The sequence below is a fragment of the Mycobacterium sp. NPDC004974 genome, from assembly GCF_053600815.1.
In genome coordinates this window covers 26502-46833 of record NZ_JBSGAQ010000021.1, presented here as the reverse complement: position 1 = coordinate 46833, position 20332 = coordinate 26502, and the positions used below count along the sequence as shown (strand labels likewise).

Genomic DNA, 20332 nt, shown 5'->3' with positions numbered 1-20332 from the left:
TGCCGTTTGAGTGGACGCCGTTTTCTACACCACGGTCGCTAGACCAGGCTTTTGCAACCCTGGCGTAGAAAACGGCGATGGGCGGCCGCAATTTCAACGGGCGGCACGCACGGGGAACGCACACCTACCGCCAGCTCGGCAGCCAGATCTCCAGATTCCAGGTCGACTGTGAAATCGGGATGCCCGTCAGGATCGGGTACAGCCACGCGAAATTCGCGATCACGAGCGCCACGTAGAAGCACACCACCAGCAGCCCCAACGTTCGACGCTCGGGGTTCTGTCTGGGTTGGTACAGGATGTCGCCGAGGATCAGTGCGATCGCCAGCACCAGGAACGGTGCCATCACGGTGGCGTAGAAGAAGTACATCTGCCGGTCGATGTCGAAGAACCACGGCAGGAAGCCGGCCGAGTAACCGACCAGCACCACGCCGTAGCGCCAGTCCCGCCGCACCAGGGCCCGCCACAGTGCCCACCCCAGCACCGGCACCGCGATGAACCACATCGCCGGAGTGCCCACCAGCATCACGGCTTTGACGCAGGACTGTGCGCCACAGCCGGCCACATCGTGGTTGTCGATCGCGTAGAGCACGGGCCGTAGCGACATCGGCCAGGTCCACGGCTTGGATTCCCACGGGTGGTGGTTGCCGTCGGCGTTGGTCAGCCCGGCGTGGAAATGGTAAGCGGCATAGGTGTAGTGCCAGAGCGACCGCAGGGCGTCGGGCAGCGGGATGATGCCGTTCTCGCCGATGGACTGGCCGGCTTCGTAGCGGTTGATGCCGGTCTCGGAGGCGAACCACGGCCCGTACGACGCCAGGTATACGGCGAGTGGAATGAACCCGAACACGTATGCGGCCGGCCCCACATCACGGCGCAGCATGCCCCGCCACGGTGCCTGCACGTGGTACTGCTTGCGCGCGATCGCGTCGAGCACGAGCGTCATGACGCCGAAGAACGCCACGTAGTACAGCCCCGACCATTTGGTGGCGCAGGCCAGGCCGAGCAGCACGCCCGCACCGAACCGCCACCACCGCACGCCCAGCCGGGGACCCCACGGCGTCTCGGCGATGCGACCCTCCATGAACGCGACGTGCATGCGATGGCGCACGTCGTCGCGGTCCACCATCAGGCAGGCGAATGCCGCGACCACGAACACCACCAGGAACACATCCAGCAGGGCCGTGCGGGCCGAGACGAAACTGACCCCGTCGGCGATCAGCAGCAGTCCGGCGATGCCGCCGACCAGGGTGGAGCGGCTGATCCGGCGCGCGATCCGCACCACCAGCAGCACGATCACCACACCGCACATCGCCCCGGAGAACCGCCAGCCCAGCCCGTTGTAGCCGAACAGCGCCTCGCCGATCGAGAGCAGTTGCTTGCCCACCGGCGGATGCACCACGAGCCCGTAGCCCGGGTTGTCCTCGACCCCGTGGTTGTGCAGCATCTGCCACGCCTGCGGCGCGTAGTGCTTCTCGTCGAAGACCGGGGTGCCGGCATCGGTGGGCGAGCCCAGGTTCAGGAATCGACTTATGGCGGCCAGTGCGGTGATGATGGCCGTCATGAGCCAGCCCTGTAGCCGGTCCGTCGGCCCGAAATCCGGGGCCGGGATCAGCGGCGCCGGGCTGATCAACGGGACCGAGCGACCAGCCGTCGGCGATTCGGTGGCGGTGGCGGTCACGCAAGCGATCGTAGGCTGTCGGTCGTGACACCCGGCAAACTACTGATCGGCGCCACGCCGCTGGGCCGGCCCGACGACGCGTCCGCGCGGCTGGTCGAGGCACTGCAGACGGCCGACATCGTGGCGGCCGAAGACACCCGACGCGTGCGTGGTCTGGCCCAGTCGCTGGGCGTCCAGCCGACGGGCCGGATCCTGAGCTTCTTCGACCAGAACGAGGCGAGCCGCGTGCCCGGCCTGGTGGAGGAGATCGCGGCGGGTGCGACGGTGCTGGTGGTCAGCGACGCCGGTATGCCGTTGATCAACGACCCGGGCTACCGCCTGGTGGCGGCCTGCGCCGAGGCGGATCTGCCGGTGTCCTGCCTGCCGGGCCCGAGTGCGGTGACGACGGCGCTGGCGGTGTCCGGGCTGGCCTCCGACCGGTTCTGCTTCGAGGGCTTCGCCCCGCGCAAGCACGCCGCCCGGCTGGCCTGGCTGCAGACGCTGGCCGCCGAACCGCGCACCACTGTGTTCTTCGAATCCCCGCGCCGGCTCGCCGAGACACTTCGCGACGCCGTCGACGTGCTGGGCCCGTCGAGGCGCGCCGTGGTGTGTCGTGAGCTGACCAAGACGCATGAGGAGATCCGCCGCGGCAGTCTGGGCGAGCTCGCGGAGTGGGCCGCCGACGGCGTGCTGGGGGAGATCACCGTGGTGTTGGCCGGGGGCACCCCGACCGTCGAACTGCCCGATCTGGTGGCCGAGGTCGAGGAACTGGCGGCCGATGGGATCCGGGTCAAGGACGCCTGCGCCCAGGTGATCGCGGCGAACCCGGGGGCGCCGTCACGGCGCGAGCTCTATGACGCCGTACTGCGTGCCCGCGGCTGAACGATCGAGGCAGCCTTGTGCAGGCACTCCTCCCATTCCGCGTCGACTTCGGAATCGGCGGTGATACCGCCGCCCACCCCGAGAACCGCCGACCCGTCGGGGCCGAACTCCACGGTGCGGATCGCCACGTTGAGCTCACAGCCCGCCACGGGCGAAGCCAAACCGACTGTGCCGCAATAAACTCCGCGTCGTGCAGGTTCCCACTGCCGCAGCAGCTGGCGGGCCCGCCGCTTCGGGGTGCCCGTGACCGAGGCCGGCGGGAAGGTGGCGTCCAGCAGCGCGCTCATCGGGAGGTGCGCGGGCACCTCGGCGGTGACGGTCGAGACCAGGTGCCAGACCCCGGGCGCCGGATGCACTGCGAGCAGTTCGGGCACCGTCACGCTGCCGGTGGTCGCGACGCGTCCCAGGTCGTTGCGGACCAGGTCGACGATCATGACGTTCTCGGCGACATCCTTGACCGAGGCCAGCAGTGCGGCCGGATCAGCCGAGCACGGCAGCGTGCCCTTGATCGGGCTGGAGGCCACCGCGGTGCCCGCCCGGCGCAGGAACAATTCCGGTGACAGCGAGGCCACGGCACCCCAGTCCCCGGACACATACGCGGCCCGCGCAGGCGCAGTCCGGGCCACTGCCTCGGTGAAGAAATCGATCGGCTCGCCGTCGATGCGGCCGGTGAACCTGGTGCACACACAGGCCTGATACACCTCGCCCGCCGCGATGGCCTCCAGGCAGGCCAGCACGCCCCGACGGTGATCAGCGCGATCGGGGGCCACCCAGGTCAGGGTGGAGGCGTGTGGTGGCGCAGCCGCCGGCTCCAGTGCTCGGAGCCAGGTGGGAAGTGCTGCACCACTGAGACTTTCGAACCACCAGAGGCCGTCGGCGTCCTGGCGCAGCACGCAGTCCGACCAGCCGCCGGCCGCCACCGGGATGCGCGGCGGTGCGCCGTCGGCACCCGGGTCCGGGTAGCAGAGGTAGCCGAACCATCCGCCACCCACACTGCCTGCCGGTCCCGAGGCGTCCTGAGCTACATCGAAGACAGCCGCCGGCGCCACGGGGGCCACCGGTACCGAGGGCGCGATCACCGCACGTGAGCCGAACCAGTCGCCGATCACTGCGGCCGGCGGCGCCAGGCCCGCGGCACGTGCGGCCGCGGCGACACCACGCAGCACCGCCGGGGCATCCCCCAGCGCGCCGAGCCTCTCGATCCGCATGCCATCAGCTTGCTTCCTCCCGCGAGCAGACGCAAAACTGCCCATTCCCGCGTGAAAATGGGCAGTTTTGCGTCTGGCCGCGGGGAGATTCAGCGGCTGATCACCCGCGGGACGTCGACACCGGTCAGCTTGTCCGGATTGCGCATCGCGTAGAAGTGGGTGATCTTGCCGTCGGTGACCTCGACGGTGACAACGCCCTCGAAGCTGTCTTCGAGGTACATCTTGAACGCGGGGGCGTTGTTGTACGTCGTGGGCTCGAAGTGGCCGCCCTGCGCGACAAACCGCATCAGGCCCATGACCAGCTTGGCCACCGATTGGGCCCCGGACACCGGCCTGCGGGCGGCGCTGCGCTTACCGTCGCTGTCTGCTGTCCACACCACGTCCGGCGCGAGCAATTCCAGCAACACGTTCATGTCGCCGGTCGTCGCCGCGGTGAAGAACCGCTGGGTGATCTCGGTCGACACCTGCGGATCGACGGGTTCGAACCGCTTGCGCCGTGATTGCACATGGTTGCGGGCGCGGTGCGCCATCTGGCGCACCGCGCTCGCGGATTTGCCGATCGCCGAGGCGATCTCGTCGTGGCTGAACCCGAACACCTCGCGCAGCACGAACACCGCGCGCTCATCGGGTGTCAGCGTTTCGAGCACCACCAGCATCGCCATCGAAACCGACTCGGCCAGAACCACATCCGCTGAGGGATCGCCCACGCCGCTGATACTGTCAGCCAGCAGCAGCGGCTCGGGCAGCCACGGACCCACGTACTCCTCACGGCGTCGCGACTGGGCCCGAAGGGCATTGAGCGCCTGGCGAGTGACGAGCTGGGCCAGGAACGCCTTGGTATCGCGCACCGTGTCCAGATCGACCTCGGCCCAGCGCAGGTAACTCTCCTGCAGGACATCGTCGGATTCCGTTGCCGTACCGAGGATCTCGTAGGCGATGGTGAACAACAACGGCCGCAGCAGCGTGAACCGTTCGGCGTGTTCGTTCGAGTTACCTGCACTGGGGGCGTTCATCAGGCGAAACTCTCCTTGCGTGCCTCGGCGAGCTGCCGTGCCCGGTTGTCGCCCTTGAACCAGAAGTACGACCCCGGCTTGACGCCCTCCTTGCGCAGGAACGTCACGGTCGCGCGGCACACCTGCTCCTTGAAGAAGGCGGCCGTGCGCCCGCCGATGAAGACGCGGCGCGGGCTGTCGTCGGAGTGGCAGAGCTGCACCGTGCCGTAACTCCGGCCGACGCTCACGCACTGTCCGGCGAAGGCCTGGTTGATGACCTTGGGCTCGGCGCCCGCGATCCGGGCCAGCACGGTGTTGGCGGCCTGGACCCCCATCGGGCCCGCCGACTGGCAGCTCATCCGCAGCGGAACCCCCGACGGTGAGGCCGCGTCTCCGGCCGCGACGATGCGCGCGTCGTCGATGCTGGTCAGGGTTTCGTCGGTGAGCAACCGGCCCAGCTCGTCGGTGCGCAGCCCGCTGGCCGCGGCCAGCCCGGGAACCCCGAACCCGGTGGTCCACACCGTGACCGCACTGGGCAGCCGGTTCCCGTCGGCCAGCGTGACGGCATCGGGCTCGACCCCGGTCACCAGGATCTCGGGTCCGTCGACGATCGAGACACCGAGTTTGGTCAGCGCCTTGACGACCGAGCGACGGGCACCGGTGCCCAGTGACGCCCCGACCACGTCGGTGACCAGGGTGACCGCGCGGCCCTGCTCGGCGAACTCGCCCGCGGCCTCGATCCCGGTCAGGCCGCCGCCGACGACGACCACCGGGGCCGACATCGGGACATCCTGCAGGCGGGCGTGCAGCCGCTGGGCCTGCTCGAGTTCCGAAAGCGGATAGGCGAATTCGGCGGCCCCGGGCACCGAGGCGGGCACTCCGGCGGTGCTGCCGACGGCATAGACCAGGTAGTCGTAGTCGAGCACCTCGCCGGAGGCCAACTGCACCTGACGGATGTCGGCGTCGATGAACTCGGCGCCGTCGACCAACAGCCGGACCCCGTTGCCCAGCAGTTCGTCGTAGGCCGTGGTGGCACCGCGGTTGCCGACCGCGAGCTGGTGCAGCCGGATGCGCTCGACGAACTCGGGCCGCGGATTGAGCAGCGTGACAGCCACTCCCGGAGTGCCCTGCAGTCGGTTGGCCGCCAGCACCCCGGCGTAACCGCCGCCGATCACGACCACTCGGGTGTTCTGCGCAGTTCTTTCGGTCATGGGAGCGTCTCCTGTTCTCAAAGGCTTGTGCCCTCAAGACACCGCGCATCCCCGATATGTGACAGCAGACCCGCGCGATGTGGCCTACATCACTCGAACGGCTAGACCAGCCCCAGAGCGAGCATCGCGTCGGCCACCCGGATGAAGCCGGCGATGTTGGCGCCCGCCACGTAGTTACCCGGCTGTCCGTACTCGTCGGCGGTGGTCAGGCACCGGTCGTGGATGCGCCGCATGATCTCGGCCAACCGCGCCTCGGTGTCGTCGAAGTTCCACGAGTCCCGCGAGGCGTTCTGCTGCATCTCCAGCGCACTGGTGGCCACGCCGCCCGCATTGGCCGCCTTGCCCGGGGCGAACCGCACCCCGGCCTCCTCGAAGAACTTCACGGCCTCGGGGGTACACGGCATGTTGGCGCCCTCGGCCACGATCTGGCAGCCGGACTTGATCAGCATGGTCGCGTCGACGCCGGAGACCTCGTTCTGGGTGGCGCACGGCAACGCGATGTCGCACGGCACCTCCCACACGCTGCGCCCGGTCACGACCTCTGCCGCGCCGCCACGGGCCTCGGCGTAGTCCTCGATGCGGCCGCGGCGCAGCTCCTTGACCTCCTTGAGCAGGTCGAGGTCGATGCCCTTGTCGTCGCGTACGTAGCCGCTGGAATCCGAGCAGGCCACCACGGTCCCGCCGAGCGAGTGCACCTTCTCGATCGCGTAGATCGCCACGTTGCCCGAACCGGACACCACGACCTGCTTGCCCTCGAAGGACTGCCCGCTCGACCGCAGGATCTCGTCGACGAAGAACACCGTGCCGTATCCGGTTGCCTCGGTGCGGACCTGGGATCCGCCCCAGGTCAGGCCCTTGCCGGTGAGAACGCCGGATTCGTAGCGGTTGGTGATCCGCTTGTATTGGCCGAACAGGTAACCGATTTCGCGCATGCCGACGCCGATGTCGCCGGCCGGGACGTCGGTGTACTCGCCGATGTGGCGGTACAGCTCGGTCATGAAGGACTGACAGAACCGCATCACCTCGGCGTCGGAGCGGCCCTTGGGGTCGAAGTCCGATCCGCCCTTGCCGCCGCCGATCGGCAGGCCGGTCAGCGAGTTCTTGAAGATCTGCTCGAAGCCCAGGAATTTCACGATGCCGAGGTAGACCGACGGGTGGAACCGCAGGCCGCCCTTGAACGGTCCGAGTGCCGAGTTGAATTCGACCCGGAAGCCCCGGTTGATCTGCGCGGTACCGGAGTCGTCGAGCCAGGGCACCCGGAAGATGATCTGGCGTTCGGGCTCGCACAGGCGGCGGATGATGGCGCCGTCGGCGTAGTCGGGGTGCTTGGCCACCACCGGCCCGAGGCTGGTCAGCACCTCGTAGACGGCTTGGTGGAATTCCTTCTCGCCGGCGTTACGTTGCGCGACTTCCTCGTAGATCGCCTGCAGTTTCTCGTGTAATACAGCCATCTCAGTCCATCTGGTAGCGGGGGAAAACCCCGGTGGGCGCGGGCAATTCGGTACCTGGCTTGAGCCGGGTCCCGATGGAGTCGAAGTCGCGTGCGTCGGTCGGCTGGCCCAGCAGGTCGAGCAGCTTGGCCGTCGAGTCCGGCATCACCGGCTGCGTCAGCAGCGCCGCGATTCGCACTACCTCGAGCGTCGTGTAGAGCACCGTACCGAATCGCTGTTGGTCGGTTGGATCGTCGGACTTGCGCAGAACCCAGGGCTCCTGGGCGGAGAAGTAGCGGTTCGCCGCGCCGAGTACCGACCAGATCGATTCAAGTGCGAGGTGCATCGCCGGCACATCGTAGTGCGCGCGCACCTGTTCGAGTAGGGCATCGGCGGCCCTCAGCATGGCCGTGTCGTCGTCGGTGAACGCTCCCGGGTCGGGCACCACGCCGTCGAGGTTTTTGGCCACCATCGACAGGGACCGTTGCGCCAGGTTGCCCAGTTCGTTGGCCAGGTCGGCGTTGATCCGGCCGATGATGGCTTCCTCGCTGTAGCTGCCGTCCTGGCCGAAGGACACCTCGCGCAGGAAGAAGTAGCGCACCTGATCGAGTCCGAACGTGTCGACGAGTGCGATCGGGTCGACGACATTGCCGACCGACTTGCTCATCTTCTCGCCCTTGACGTTGATGAAGCCGTGTGCGAAAACCCGCTCGGGAAGCGCGATCCCGGCCGACATCAGGAACGCCGGCCAGTACACGCTGTGGAACCGGATGATGTCCTTGCCGATCATGTGCAGCTTGGCGGGCCAGTACTTGCCGAAGGTCTCTGACGCCGTGTCCGGATATCCCACCCCGGTCAGGTAGTTGGTCAGTGCGTCCACCCACACGTACATCACGTGGTCGGGATGGTCGGGGACCGGCACGCCCCAGTCGAACGTGGTCCGCGAGATCGACAGGTCCTTCAGTCCGCCGGAGACGAAGCTGACGATCTCGTTGCGGCGCACATCGGGTCCGATGAATTCGGGGTGGGCCTCGTAGTGGGCCAGCAGGCGCTCGGCATAGGCCGACAACCGGAAGAAGTAGGTCTGCTCCTCGGTCCAGGTGACCGGTGTGCCCGTCTCGATCGCGGTGCGGGTGCCGTCGGGTCCCTCGGTGGTCTCGTCCTCGGCGAAGAAGCGCTCGTCGCGCACCGAGTACCAGCCGGAGTAGGTGCCCAGGTAGATGTCCCCGGCCTCGAACATCGCGCGCCAGATCGCCTTGGACGCCTCATAGTGGTCGGCGTCGGAGGTGCGGATGAACCGGTCGAAGGAGATGTTGAGCTTCTCCTGCAGCCGCTGGAACACGTCGGAGTTGCGGTTGGCCAGCTCTGCTGCCGAGATGCCCTCGGCAGCGGCGGTCTCGGCCATCTTCTGGCCGTGGACGTCGGTACCGGTCAGGTAGCGCACGTCGAAGCCGTCGAGTCGCTTGAACCGGGCGATCGCATCGGTGGCGATGTACTCGTAGGCGTGCCCGATATGCGGCGCACCGTTGGGATAGGCGATGGCCGTAGTTATGTAGAAAGGCTCACTCATTTGGTCCCACCTTATTGTGTTGCGGTGGGTTCGAAACGCACCGCCAGGGAGAAACCGCCAGCCCCGGAGCCTTTGGGTCCGCTGGTCGACGCACACACTCACCTCGACGCCTGCGGTGCCCAGACCGCTGAGGATGTCCGCGCGATCATGGACCGCGCGGCCGCCGTCGGGGTGGTCCAGGCGGTCACCATCGCCGATGATCTGGACTCGGCACGCTGGGTGACCACGGCCGTCGAAGCTGATGAGCGAGTTTTCGGGGCGGTGGCGCTGCATCCCACCCGGGCCAACGTGCTCGACGATGTGGCCCGGGCCGAGTTGGAGCGGCTGGCCGCCCATCCGCGGGTGGTCGCGGTCGGGGAGACCGGGATGGACCTGTACTGGCCGGGCCGGTTGGACGGCTGTGCGACGCCGGCCGAGCAGCGCGAGGGTTTCGCGTGGCACATCGACCTGGCAAAGCGCACCGGTAAGCCGTTGATGATCCACAACCGCGACGCCGACGCCGAGGTTCTCGACGTGCTTCGCGCCGAAGGGGCGCCCGAGACAGTGATCTTCCACTGCTTTTCCTCCGGACCGGAGATGGCTCACACCTGTGTGGAAGCCGGCTGGGTGCTGAGCCTTTCGGGCACGGTCAGCTTCAAGAATGCCGCTGAGCTGCGGGAAGCCGCCCGGCTGATCCCTCCCGGTCAGCTGTTGGTCGAGACTGACGCGCCGTTTTTGACCCCGCACCCGTTCCGCGGAGCACCGAACGAGCCGTACTGCCTGCCATACACTGTGCGGGCACTCGCAGAGTTGCTGGACCGACCTGCCGAAGAGGTCGCGTCCGAGACCGCGGCCACTGCGGCGCGGGTGTACGGACTTAACGGGAGTTGCCGGTCGTAGGCCGATTCGTTACCGTCTTGTGATCAAAGCTCAACCGCCGGCGGTGATGCATGCCGTCCGAGCCGAAAAGCGAGAACTGTGGACGCTCTGAACAAACTTCATGAATCCCGATCACCGCTGCTGCGAGGCGTGGTGGGGGCCTTACTGGTCACGCTCACCGCGGCCGGGGGCTACGCCGTCGGATCGCACAAGACCGTCACGCTGAGCGTCGACGGCGCACCGATGACCGTGACGACGATGAAGTCCCGGGTGATCGATGTCGTCGAGGAGAACGGATTCTCGGTAGGCGACCGCGACGATCTCTACCCCGCCGCCGACGAGTCCGTGAACCAGGCCGACACCATCGTCCTGCGCCGCAGCCGGCCGCTGCAATTGTCGTTGGACGGTAACGACAGCAAGCAGGTCTGGACCACCGCCTCGACCGTGGATGAGGCCCTGGCGCAGCTGAAGATGACCGACAAGGCACCGGCCGCGGCGTCCCGCGGCAGCAGGGTGCCGCTGGGCGGTATGGCACTGCCCGTGGTGAGTGCCAAGACAGTGCGGATCGACGACGGCGGCAACGTCCAGACTGTGCATCTGGCTGCCCCGAACGTGGCCGGTCTGCTCGCCGCTGCGGGGGCACCCCTGGAGCAGAACGACACCGTGGTTCCGGCGGCATCGACCCCGGTCACCGAGGGTATGCAGCTTCAGGTGACCCGCATGCGTATCGAGAAGGTCACCGAGCGGGTGGAGCTGGCCCCGGGCAACAAGCGCATCGAAGACCCCGAGCTGAACATGAGCCGCAAGGTCGTCGAGGACGCCGGCGCCCCGGGCACCCAGGACGTGACCTACGCGGTGGCCAAGGTGAACGGTGTGGAGACCGGCAGGCTGCCAGTAGCCAATGTCGTGATCGATCCGGCGCGCGACGGCGTGCTGAGGGTCGGAGCAAAGCCGGGCACCGAAGTTCCGCCGGTTAGCAATGGGGCTGCCTGGGACGCGCTATCGCAGTGCGAAGCCGGAGGTAACTGGGCCATTAACACTGGTAACGGATTTTTTGGCGGGGTCCAATTCGACCAGAACACCTGGGAGCGACAGGGTGGTCTGCGGTATGCTCCGAGAGCCGATCTGGCGACTAGAGAAGAGCAGATTGCGATTGCTACGGTGACGCAGGCCCGGCAGGGTTGGGGAGCTTGGCCAGTGTGTAGTGGGAGGATTGGGGCGCGCTGACTATTCGACTCCTCGGGCGGACCGAGATACGACGCTTGGCGAAAGAAATCGACTTTCGGCCACGCAAGGCCTTTGGCCAGAACTTTGTTCACGATGCCAATACCGTTCGGCGCATTGTGTCGGCCTCCGGGATTCACCGGAACGACCATGTGCTCGAAGTAGGACCCGGTCTCGGGTCGTTGACTCTGCCCCTGTTGGACCGCGGCGCCAGGGTGACCGCCGTGGAGATCGATCCGGTGCTGGCCAAGCAATTGCCGGCCACCATCGCCGATCATTCCCACAGCGAGATCAACCGGCTCACGGTGATCAATCAGGACATCCTGACGCTGATGCCGTCTGATCTGACCGAGCAGCCGACCGCGTTGGTGGCGAACCTGCCGTACAACGTGGCGGTGCCCGCACTGCTGCACCTGTTGGCCGAGTTCCCGTCGATCCGGACGGTGATGGTCATGGTCCAGGCCGAGGTGGCCGAGCGCCTCGCGGCCGACCCCGGCGGCAAGGACTACGGCGTACCCAGTGCCAAGGCGCGTTTCTACGGAAACGTGCGCAGGCACGGGATGGTGTCGCCGACGGTGTTCTGGCCGATCCCGCGGGTGTACTCCGGACTGGTCCGCATCGACCGGTACGAGACATCGCCGTGGCCGACCGACGCCGAGTTCCGCGATGAGGTGTTCAAGCTCATCGACATCGGATTCGCGCAGCGGCGCAAGACCTCTCGCAACGCATTCGCGGACTGGGCGGGCTCGGGCAACGAGTCGGCCGAGCGGCTGCTGGCCGCCAGTATCGACCCGTCGCGCCGTGGTGAGACGCTGGGCATCGCGGACTTCGTCCGGCTGCTGCAGCGGGCCAAAGAGGCTGAGGGTGAGGCCGCGGCCGAAGTTGAGGCGGCACACTAGCCACCTGCGCTGAACGTGAAGAAGATCGCGAGATTGTTCGACAATCTCGCGATCTTCTTCACGTCGGAGGCTCGATCGCTTCGATCACCAGCCTGACGAACTCCGAGCACGATGCGTGGCGCCGGTCCGGTTCCTTGGCCATCGCCTTGGCGATGATCGAGTCCGCCCCACGTGGAATCCAGCTGCAGCGCTGCGATATTCGTGGCGGACGGCTGTACAGCTGCTGATCGATCAGGGCCACCGCGGTATCCGCGGTGAACGGGGGCGACCCGGTCAGCAGTTCGACCGTCGTGCAGGCCAGTGCGTACTGGTCCGTCGCCGCCGACGGCGTCCTCCCGACGAGCAGTTCGGGCGCCGAATAGGCCAGTGACGCTTGGATGTTCGGATGCGGCTGGAACGCCTGACGGGTGATGCGCCGGGCGGGGTCGAGGCTCATCCGTGAGCGATCGTGGGACAGGCGCGCGGCGACGTCCTCGGCCATCGAGTGCGCCACGCCGAAATCGATCAGCACTGCCCGCGAGAATGGTTGATCGACAAGGATATTGGCGGGTTTGACGTCACAGTGCACGATTCCGCGCCGGTGGGCGAGGTCGAGTGCCCCCGCGATCTGGGTCAACGCGGTGAGCCGCTCGGGTATGCCGGGCAGGTGGTTCGCCGTGCCGCCGAGGAGCTCCATCGCCAGCCAGCCCGGGCCTGCGGCATACACCGTGACGATGTTGGGATGGGTGAGCTGACGGGCGAAGTCGAACTCGCGTTGCAGCCGGGCCAGGTGGGCGGGTTGGCGGTGCTGATCATCGAGAACCTTGAGCGCGACGGTGGCCCCGTCGGGGTCGCGGGCCAGGTATACGACGGCTGAGCCGCCGGTCCCCACGACTTTCACCGCGGTGTATCCCGCGACGATCACCTCGGGTGAGGGCACCGTCTCAGCTTAAGTTCACCGACAACCGCGGGTGAGCGGCGATAGTGTCGTGGCCGTGTCAGCATCCGACGGCAGTACCGCATCCGAGTGGGTCCCCACCGGTTCTGTCACCGTGCGCGTCCCCGGCAAGGTGAACCTGCACCTGGCCGTCGGCGATGTGCGCGACGACGGTTACCACGACCTCACCACGGTGTTCCACGCAGTGTCGCTCCTGGACGAGGTGACGGTGCGCAACGCCGATATGTTGTCGCTGACCGTCGAGGGGGAGGGCGTGGAGTCGGTGCCCACCGACGAGCGCAATCTGGCTTGGCGCGCGGCCGAGCTGCTGGCCGAGCATGTGGGCCGGTCGCCGGACGTGGCGATCAGCATCGACAAGTCGATCCCGGTGGCCGGTGGCATGGCCGGCGGCAGTGCCGACGCGGCCGCGGTGCTGGTGGCGATGAACACGCTGTGGGAGCTCGGGGTGCCCAGGCGCGATCTGCACGCCCTGGCCGCTCGGCTGGGCAGTGACGTGCCGTTCGCGCTGCACGGCGGCACGGCGCTGGGCACGGGGCGCGGTGAGGAACTGGCCACGGTCCTGGCCCGCAGTACCTTCCACTGGGTGTTGGCGTTCGCACACAAGGGTCTGTCCACCCCGAAGGTGTTCGGTGAGCTGGATCGGCTGCGTGCGGACACCTCGACCGGCGGCCCGCCCAGGGCCGAGGAGCCCGAGCCCGTGCTGGCCGCGCTGGCGTCCGGTGATCCGGCCGAACTCGCCGCACTGCTGGGCAATGACCTGCAGCCGGCGGCGCTGAGCCTGTACCCGGACCTGCGCCGGACGTTGCGTGCCGGGGTGGAGGCCGGCGCGCTGGCCGGCATCGTGTCCGGATCCGGGCCGACGTGCGCGTTCCTGTGCCCGTCCTCGACGTCGGCGGTGGACGTCGGCGCCGAGTTGGCCGGGGCGGGGGTGTGCCGGACAGTGCGGGTGGCCAGCGGTCCGGTGAGCGGTGCCCGGGTCGTCCCGGAGCCGTCGACCTCGGCCTGACACTGTGACGCAGACCTCAATTAACGCGAGGGTTTGGCCAGTTACTTAAGGGTCTCTTAAGATGAGCGACGGTGAATGCTAGCGATCTTGCATCGGGTACGACTTGTGCGCCCGCCGCCCGTAACGGTGGGCGGCCGCGAAGCTGTATTCCCGGTTCTGGGGCATCACCTTTTCGAGACATAACTGCTCCCCAATCGTGTGCGCGCGCCTACCCAAAAGCGGTGTGCAGCGGGCGGAGCATGGATAACCGGGCAACTGCACCTGGCGCACTGTCGCTGGTGCCGGGGCCGCGGAAGCCAAGGAGGTCGTCGTGAGCAGATTCACCGAGAAGATGTTCCGCAATGCTCGTGAGAGCAAGCGCGGGATGGTGACCGGTGAGCCGCATGAGCCGGTTCGCCACACCTGGGGTGAGGTTCACGAGCGCTCCCGCCGCATCGCAGGCGGCCTGGCGGCCGCTGGTATCGGCCACGGCGACGCCGTCGGTGTGCTGGCCGGTTTCCCGGTGGAGATCGCGCCGACCGCCCAGGGCGTGTGGATGCGGGGCGCGAGCCTGACCATGCTGCACCAGCCGACTCCGCGCACGGACCTGGCGGTGTGGGCCGAAGACACCATGAACGTGATCGGCATGATCGAGGCCGACGCCGTCATCGTCTCCGAGCCGTTCCTGGTCGCCATCCCGGTGCTGGAGGAAAAGGGCATCAAGGTGCTCAAGGTCGGCGACCTGCTGGCGGCCGACCCGATCGACCCGGTGGAAACCGGCGAGGACGATCTGGCGCTGATGCAGCTGACGTCCGGCTCCACCGGCTCGCCCAAGGCCGTGCAGATCACGCACCGCAACATCCACTCGAACGCCGAGGCGATGTTCATCGGCGCGCAGTACGACGTCGACAAGGACGTCATGGTCAGCTGGCTGCCCTGCTTCCACGACATGGGCATGGTCGGCTTCCTGACCATCCCGATGTACTTCGGCGCCGAGCTCGTCAAGGTCACGCCGATGGACTTCCTGCGTGACACCCTGCTGTGGGCCAAGCTCATCACCAAGTACAAGGGCACCATGACCGCGGCGCCCAACTTCGCCTACGCGTTGTTCGCCAAGCGGTTGCGCCGTCAGGCCAAGCCCGGCGAGTACGACCTGTCCACCCTGCGGTTCGCGCTCTCGGGCGCCGAGCCCGTGGAGCCTGCCGATGTCGAGGACCTGCTCGACGCGGGCAAGCCGTTCGGCCTTCCCTCGTCGGCGATCCTGCCGGCCTACGGCATGGCCGAGACCTGCCTGGCGGTGTCGTTCTCCCCGTGCGACGCCGGCCTGGTGGTCGACGAGGTCGATGCCGACCTGCTGGCCGCGCTGCGCCGTGCCGTGCCCGCAACCAAGGGCAACACCCGGCGGCTGGCCTCACTCGGCCCGCTGCTGAAAGACCTTGAGGCCCGTGTCGTCGACGAGCACGGCGACGTGATGCCGGCCCGCGGCGTCGGCGTCATCGAGCTGCGCGGCGAATCGCTGACCCCCGGCTACATCACCATGGGCGGCTTCCTGCCGGCCCAGGACGAGCACGGCTGGTACGACACCGGCGATCTCGGTTACATCACCGAAGAGGGCAACGTCATCGTGTGTGGTCGCGTCAAGGACGTGATCATCATGGCCGGGCGCAACATCTACCCGACCGACATCGAGCGCGCCGCCGGTCGCGTTGAGGGCGTCCGCCCCGGCTGCGCCGTGGCGGTGCGTCTGGACGCCGGGCACTCGCGTGAGACCTTCGCCGTCGCCGTGGAGTCCAACGCCTGGCAGGACCCGGCCGAGGTGCGCCGCATCGAGCATCAGGTGGCCCACGAGGTGGTCTCCGAGGTCGACATGCGTCCGCGCAACGTCGTGGTGCTCGGGCCGGGCAGCATTCCGAAGACCCCGTCGGGCAAGCTGCGCCGCGCCAACTCGGTCTCCCTGGTCACCTAGCCTTTTCTGGCTTCCTGCGCCGCGAGCGTGCGTGTCTGCTGGTCGACACGCCGCTGGCGGCGCAACATTTTGCGCACCCTCGCGCACTTCTGAGTTGAGCCTCTCTCGACACACCGGGTTTCGGCGTGCATTTCGCAATGTGGGCACTGCGGGTACCTGCGACGTCGATCAAAAGCCATGACAGCACAGTCAATTTGCTCATCGTTAATGCAATGTTTGCGTATTCTGTCGCAGAAAGCACTTTGAAGAGAGGACCGGAATGGTCAAATCCCGATGGGTTTCGGCGATCCTCGGCACAGGCGTTATTGCTGCCGGGATTACCGCGGGCACCGCGTGGGCGGGTGGCCCCGGTGGTTACGTCGAGGACCCCGAAGACATTTTTGCTGCCGTCGGCACCGGCGAATTCATCGACACTATAGCGGGTTTCACCGCTACCGGTGATACGAGCGAAGAGGCCTCGGCGGCGGTGATCGCGGCCTGCCAGAGCGCGGGAGGTGTGGAGTGCACCGCTGACGAGGTGACCAACGACAACCTCTGCATCGTGTCCGTCGCGAGCCCTAGCAACCACGCGGTGGCCGGCGGTGCCGGGGCGACGGTCGAGGCTGCCCGCCAGGACGCATTCAACCGGGCGGCGGCGAACAACACCCCGCTCGATGCGGATTCCCCCGTCGTCGTATCGGCCTGCCCGTGATGAGCGGGCGGATGTCGGCGCGTTCGGCGCATCGCAGTTCGGGTGTAGCGGTCGTAGCCCGGAAAGGGAAGGACAAGATGACTGGTCGCGGCAAGTTTGCATTCTTGATGGCGAGTTTGGCTGCCGTATCGGTCGTTTCGGCACCGGTTGCCAGTGCTCGGCCGACCTGCCAGGACACGGCCACCAAGACGATCTGCACGACCAATGGCAGCACCTCGATCAAGGCGCGACCAGGAACGACGGCGCCGCCGGCCAATCAGCCGGTGTTCCCGTGGTTGGGGATGCCTGGGGCTCGCCGCTAGTTATTCGCCGAGTCGGTACCAAGCACCCGCGAGCGGGCGTGTCATTCGTGACGCGCCCGCTCGTAGTCGTTATGGCGCCGTCGAGCATGTCCGACATCATTTGCTGCGCTGGGTATTTGCGGTCTTGTCGGCTTGCATCCGGTTGTAGACCCGCCACCAGATCATCTCGTGGTCGACGGCGGTGATCTCGCCGCGGGCGAGGCACTCGTCGGCATGTAGGAGTTCGGCGGCCAGCACGACCAGGCGCTCGCGGGCGGCCGCAGATCCAGGATCGTCGTAACCGGCCATCGTCGTGGCGCACAGCGTTCGCACGCCGTGGAACGCGCTGCCGGCCAGGCCGAGCGCAACGGCTCCCGCGGCGAGGAACACCGCGGTGGAAATCCCGAACGCGGGCCAGGGTGACATCTGCCCGCCCAGCCACAGCTGGCACAGCAGCCACACGAACATTCCCCACAGCGGCCAGCCCCGTGCCAGCCGGACGAGGCGGCGTTCAGCGGCACTCAGGCCGGGCGGGTACACCACCAAGCGGTAGTAGGTGATGCCGAAACGGCCGGGCCTGACCTGCACACAGCCCCACGCCCGGGAGCCGTCGAGAAGCGGGTGCAGTAGCCGGTTGCCGTCCATACCTCGGGTGTACCCGCTACGTAGGTGCCCGCATCGCGCCCGAACGGTTTCTTTACGCCCACGAGCTGGATTCTTGCGTGCTGAGTATAGATAACTATACTCAGCCTGATGACGCCGAAACTCCCACCTCGCCTGGCCGACCACCCGACTGTCCGCGCGGTGCGGGCCCGTGCGGACACAGCTGTTCCGGACGTAATCGACGCCGATTGGCTGCGGGCATTGTGCCTGGACGCCGGGGCCGACGACGTGGCTTTCGCCAGTGCGGACGACCCCGCGCTGGCCTCGGAGCGCGAACACGTCGAGGCCGCACTGCCGGGGGTTCGCAGTTACATCTCGCTGGTGGTGAAGATGAACCGCGACAACGTACGTTCGTCCACCCGCAGCGTGGCCAACCAGGAGTTCCATCGCAGCGGCGAGATCATCAACGAGGCGGCGCACCGGATCACCCGGGCCCTGGAGGATGCCGGCCATCGTGCGGTGAACCCGTCGGCGACCTTTCCGATGGAGATGGACAGGTTCCCCGGGCGGATCTGGGTGGTGGCGCACAAGCCGGTCGCGGTGGCCTCAGGGCTGGGGGTGATGGGCATCCACCGCAACGTGATCCACCCCAGATTCGGCAACTTCATCCTGCTGGCGACGATTCTGGTCGGTGCGCCGATCAGCAGTTACGGCGTGCCGCTGGACTATTCGCCGTGCCTGGAATGCAAGCTGTGCGTGGCGGCCTGCCCGGTCGGGGCGATCGGCAAGGACGGTGAGTTCGACTTCGTCGCCTGCTCGGTGCACAACTACCGCGAGTTCATGGGCGGGTTCACCGACTGGGCGCAGACCATCGCCGACAGCAGCGATGCCGCCGATTTCCGGTCCCGGGTCAGCGATTCCGAGAATGCGTCGATGTGGCAGAGCCTGTCGTTCAAGGCCAATTACAAGGCGGCCTACTGCCTGGCGGTATGTCCGGCGGGCGAGGACGTCATCGAGCCCTACCTCGATGACCGCAAGGAGTTCATGGACCGGGTGCTCAAACCCCTGCAGGACAAGCGCGAAACGCTGTATGTTCTGCCGAACTCGGCGGCCAAGGCCCACGCCGAGAAGCGGTATCCACACAAGACCGTCAAGGTGGTGGACAGCGGAATCCGGGGTCTGTGACCGGCCGATGGAATCACCGTGAGTACAACGCCCGGCCGGTCATCCCTCGGCGGCTAACGTGGCGCGACGATGGCGACACAGCAGGGTGACTTTCGGCTGTGGGCATTTGGTGATGCCCACGTCGGGACCGACAGGCAGTTCGGCCGGGAGAGCCTCGCCGAGGCCATCCGACAGTCGGAATTCGGTGGAGCGCAGGGCGGTCCGCCGTTCGGCTGGGACATCGCCGTCGACGTCGGCGACATGTCCGGCGCGCATCACAGCCTGCCCGACGATGCCGAGGGGCAGGAGGTCCGTCGGCAGCTCTCGGCGCTGCGCAAACACCGGCGTGAAGACGTGTACTCGGTGTGCGGAAACCATGACCGCAGCGGTCTTTCCGAACCCGACGCCTGGTGGTGGCAGAAATGGATCGATCCGCTGGGCGCGCACCCCGCACATTCCGGTGTCGACGCCGCGGCCCGGAGATATCGGGTCAGCGGTACCTGGGAACGCTATTCGTTCCGGGTGGGCAACCTGCTGTTCCTGATGCTCAGCGACCGCAACGAGCCGTCGCAGGCCGTGGGCCGGGGCACGCTCGGCGGTAACCCCGGTGGGGTGGTCTCCGCCGAGACGTTCGACTGGTGGGCGAACATGGTTGAACAGAACCGTGATTCGATCATCATCACGGTGCACCACTACGTGCTCAAGGACACGACGGTGGCGTCAGGGGAGTGGGAGGGGGTGCGCCGCGACGCGGACGGAAAGCTCCACGAGCACTACCATCGCCCGTTCCTGGAGGGGACGCCGCAGGGCGCGTCCTACCTGTACTGGGTCGGCGGCAAGCCGGACTCCGGGGCCTTCGAGCGGTACCTCACCGAACACCCGGGTGCGGTCGCGCTGTGGCTGGCCGGTCACACCCACACCAATCCCGACGATTCCCACGGCGGCAAGACCCATATCGAGCAGGCTTGGGGCGGAACCTATTTCATGAATGTGGCGTCATTGAGTCGCCATCACATGCCGATCACGACCCTGCCGATCAGCCGGCTGCTCACATTTCGTCCAGGTAGCGCAGAGGTGCGGGTGCAGTGCTATCTGCACAGCGACCAGCATGCGCCGCAGGGCTGGTACCCGCCGGCGGAGCGCACGCTCACTTTGGAGAAGCCGTTCACCTGGTGATGCAAGATCACCAGGCGTGCACGGTGTTCTGGGCCGGCTCCAGGCCCTGAGCGATCAAAAGCTCGGTGGCATCGGCGGCCTGCTCGCAGATCGTCGGCAGTTCGGCGCGTTCGGCGGCGGTGAAGGCCTCCAACACGTATGCCGCCGGATCCTTACGACCCGGCGGGCGGCCCACTCCGATGCGGACCCGTTGAAATTCCTTGCTGCCCAAGGCTGATGCCACCGAACGCAGCCCATTGTGGCCGCCCTCGCCGCCACCGACCTTGAGTCGGATCCGGCCGAAGTCGATGTCGAGCTCGTCGTGGATGACCACGATCCGACCCGGCGGCACCGAATAGAACTTGGCCAACGGCCCGACCTGACGGCCGGACTCGTTCATGTAGCACCGAGGCTTGGCCAGCACCACCGGAGCTCCGGCGAGCCGGCCGGTGATCACCTCGGCACCGGATTTCTTGTGCACCTTGAAGGCCGAGCCGATGCGGGCGGCCAGTACATCGGCCACCATGAACCCGACATTGTGCCGGGTTTTGGCGTAGGCGGGCCCGGGATTTCCCAGGCCCACCACCAGCAGCGGCTCGGCCATCGAGGCAGTGTCCTACCT

Annotated in this window: 18 protein-coding genes; 9 read left to right on the top strand and 9 right to left on the bottom strand. The window is 67.2% G+C overall.

Annotated features, from left to right (window positions below; all coding sequences use genetic code 11):
• Positions 1 to 124: 124 nt before the first annotated feature.
• Positions 125 to 1675, bottom strand: a complete 1551-nt coding sequence (locus ACWEFV_RS30970) for a dolichyl-phosphate-mannose--protein mannosyltransferase (protein WP_450073002.1) — start codon at positions 1673 to 1675, stop codon at positions 125 to 127.
• 24 nt (positions 1676 to 1699) lie between these two features.
• Here ACWEFV_RS30970 and rsmI point away from each other — a divergent pair, with 24 nt between their 5' ends.
• A complete protein-coding gene (gene rsmI / locus ACWEFV_RS30965) occupies positions 1700 to 2536 on the top strand; it encodes a 16S rRNA (cytidine(1402)-2'-O)-methyltransferase (RefSeq protein WP_450073001.1) in 837 nt (278 codons plus the stop codon).
• On the opposite strand, the gene ACWEFV_RS30960 is transcribed toward rsmI, so the two are convergent.
• The 5 genes from ACWEFV_RS30960 to metG form a co-directional block, all read right to left on the bottom strand.
• Positions 2506 to 3744: an aminodeoxychorismate synthase component I gene (locus ACWEFV_RS30960; RefSeq protein WP_450073000.1), complete on the bottom strand. Its 1239-nt coding sequence runs from the start codon at positions 3742 to 3744 to the stop codon at positions 2506 to 2508. The two genes, rsmI and ACWEFV_RS30960, sit on opposite strands and share 31 nt — an antisense overlap.
• A gap of 89 nt (positions 3745 to 3833) precedes the next feature.
• Positions 3834 to 4757 carry an RNA polymerase sigma factor SigJ gene (gene sigJ, locus ACWEFV_RS30955; RefSeq protein WP_450072999.1) on the bottom strand — a complete coding sequence of 308 codons (924 nt, stop codon included), beginning with the start codon at positions 4755 to 4757 and terminating at the stop codon, positions 3834 to 3836.
• On the bottom strand, positions 4757 to 5947 hold the full coding sequence (locus ACWEFV_RS30950) for an NAD(P)/FAD-dependent oxidoreductase (protein WP_450072998.1): 1191 nt from the start codon (positions 5945 to 5947) through the stop codon (positions 4757 to 4759). The genes sigJ and ACWEFV_RS30950 overlap by 1 nt, the downstream gene beginning before the upstream one ends.
• Positions 5948 to 6048: 101 nt before the next feature.
• Entirely contained in the window at positions 6049 to 7398 is a 1350-nt protein-coding gene (gene gdhA, locus ACWEFV_RS30945; RefSeq protein WP_135457864.1) for an NADP-specific glutamate dehydrogenase, read from the bottom strand.
• A 1-nt stretch (position 7399) separates the two neighbouring features.
• Positions 7400 to 8947 carry a methionine--tRNA ligase gene (metG, locus tag ACWEFV_RS30940; protein WP_135457862.1) on the bottom strand — a complete coding sequence of 516 codons (1548 nt, stop codon included), beginning with the start codon at positions 8945 to 8947 and terminating at the stop codon, positions 7400 to 7402.
• A 24-nt stretch (positions 8948 to 8971) separates the two neighbouring features.
• Here metG and ACWEFV_RS30935 point away from each other — a divergent pair, with 24 nt between their 5' ends.
• The 3 genes from ACWEFV_RS30935 to rsmA all read left to right on the top strand — a co-directional run bounded on the left by ACWEFV_RS30935 (position 8972) and on the right by rsmA (position 11928).
• Positions 8972 to 9826, top strand: coding sequence for a TatD family hydrolase (locus ACWEFV_RS30935; RefSeq protein WP_450072997.1), 855 nt, complete (start codon positions 8972 to 8974; stop codon positions 9824 to 9826).
• Between the two features lie 78 nt (positions 9827 to 9904).
• On the top strand, positions 9905 to 11032 hold the full coding sequence (locus tag ACWEFV_RS30930) for a transglycosylase family protein (RefSeq protein ID WP_450072996.1): 1128 nt from the start codon (positions 9905 to 9907) through the stop codon (positions 11030 to 11032).
• Positions 11029 to 11928, top strand: a complete 900-nt coding sequence (gene rsmA / locus ACWEFV_RS30925) for a 16S rRNA (adenine(1518)-N(6)/adenine(1519)-N(6))-dimethyltransferase RsmA (RefSeq protein ID WP_450073028.1) — start codon at positions 11029 to 11031, stop codon at positions 11926 to 11928. Before ACWEFV_RS30930 ends, rsmA begins: the two co-directional genes overlap by 4 nt.
• A gap of 58 nt (positions 11929 to 11986) precedes the next feature.
• On the opposite strand, the gene ACWEFV_RS30920 is transcribed toward rsmA, so the two are convergent.
• Positions 11987 to 12847: a serine/threonine-protein kinase gene (locus ACWEFV_RS30920; protein WP_450072995.1), complete on the bottom strand. Its 861-nt coding sequence runs from the start codon at positions 12845 to 12847 to the stop codon at positions 11987 to 11989.
• A gap of 55 nt (positions 12848 to 12902) precedes the next feature.
• On the opposite strand from ACWEFV_RS30920, the gene ACWEFV_RS30915 reads away from it, so the two are divergent.
• From ACWEFV_RS30915 to ACWEFV_RS30905, 3 genes are all read left to right on the top strand, one after another.
• Entirely contained in the window at positions 12903 to 13871 is a 969-nt protein-coding gene (locus ACWEFV_RS30915) for a 4-(cytidine 5'-diphospho)-2-C-methyl-D-erythritol kinase (RefSeq protein ID WP_167857966.1), read from the top strand.
• Positions 13872 to 14181: 310 nt separating this feature from the next.
• Positions 14182 to 15816 carry a fatty acyl-AMP ligase gene (locus ACWEFV_RS30910; protein ID WP_135457849.1) on the top strand — a complete coding sequence of 545 codons (1635 nt, stop codon included), beginning with the start codon at positions 14182 to 14184 and terminating at the stop codon, positions 15814 to 15816.
• A 259-nt stretch (positions 15817 to 16075) separates the two neighbouring features.
• On the top strand, positions 16076 to 16507 hold the full coding sequence (locus ACWEFV_RS30905) for a DUF4189 domain-containing protein (protein WP_135457847.1): 432 nt from the start codon (positions 16076 to 16078) through the stop codon (positions 16505 to 16507).
• Between the two features lie 398 nt (positions 16508 to 16905).
• On the opposite strand, the gene ACWEFV_RS30900 is transcribed toward ACWEFV_RS30905, so the two are convergent.
• On the bottom strand, positions 16906 to 17433 hold the full coding sequence (locus ACWEFV_RS30900; RefSeq protein WP_450072994.1) for a DUF6611 family protein: 528 nt from the start codon (positions 17431 to 17433) through the stop codon (positions 16906 to 16908).
• Positions 17434 to 17541: 108 nt separating this feature from the next.
• On the opposite strand from ACWEFV_RS30900, the gene ACWEFV_RS30895 reads away from it, so the two are divergent.
• Both ACWEFV_RS30895 and ACWEFV_RS30890 read left to right on the top strand, forming a co-directional pair.
• Positions 17542 to 18576 (top strand): 4Fe-4S binding protein, encoded by a 1035-nt coding sequence (locus ACWEFV_RS30895; protein ID WP_135457844.1) that lies wholly within the window; start codon positions 17542 to 17544, stop codon positions 18574 to 18576.
• A gap of 69 nt (positions 18577 to 18645) precedes the next feature.
• Positions 18646 to 19731, top strand: a complete 1086-nt coding sequence (locus ACWEFV_RS30890; RefSeq protein ID WP_450072993.1) for a hypothetical protein — start codon at positions 18646 to 18648, stop codon at positions 19729 to 19731.
• A 7-nt stretch (positions 19732 to 19738) separates the two neighbouring features.
• Here the strand turns inward: ACWEFV_RS30890 and pth are convergent, their stop codons facing one another.
• A complete protein-coding gene (gene pth, locus ACWEFV_RS30885; RefSeq protein WP_135457840.1) occupies positions 19739 to 20314 on the bottom strand; it encodes an aminoacyl-tRNA hydrolase in 576 nt (191 codons plus the stop codon).
• Between the last annotated feature and the right edge of the window lie 18 nt (positions 20315 to 20332).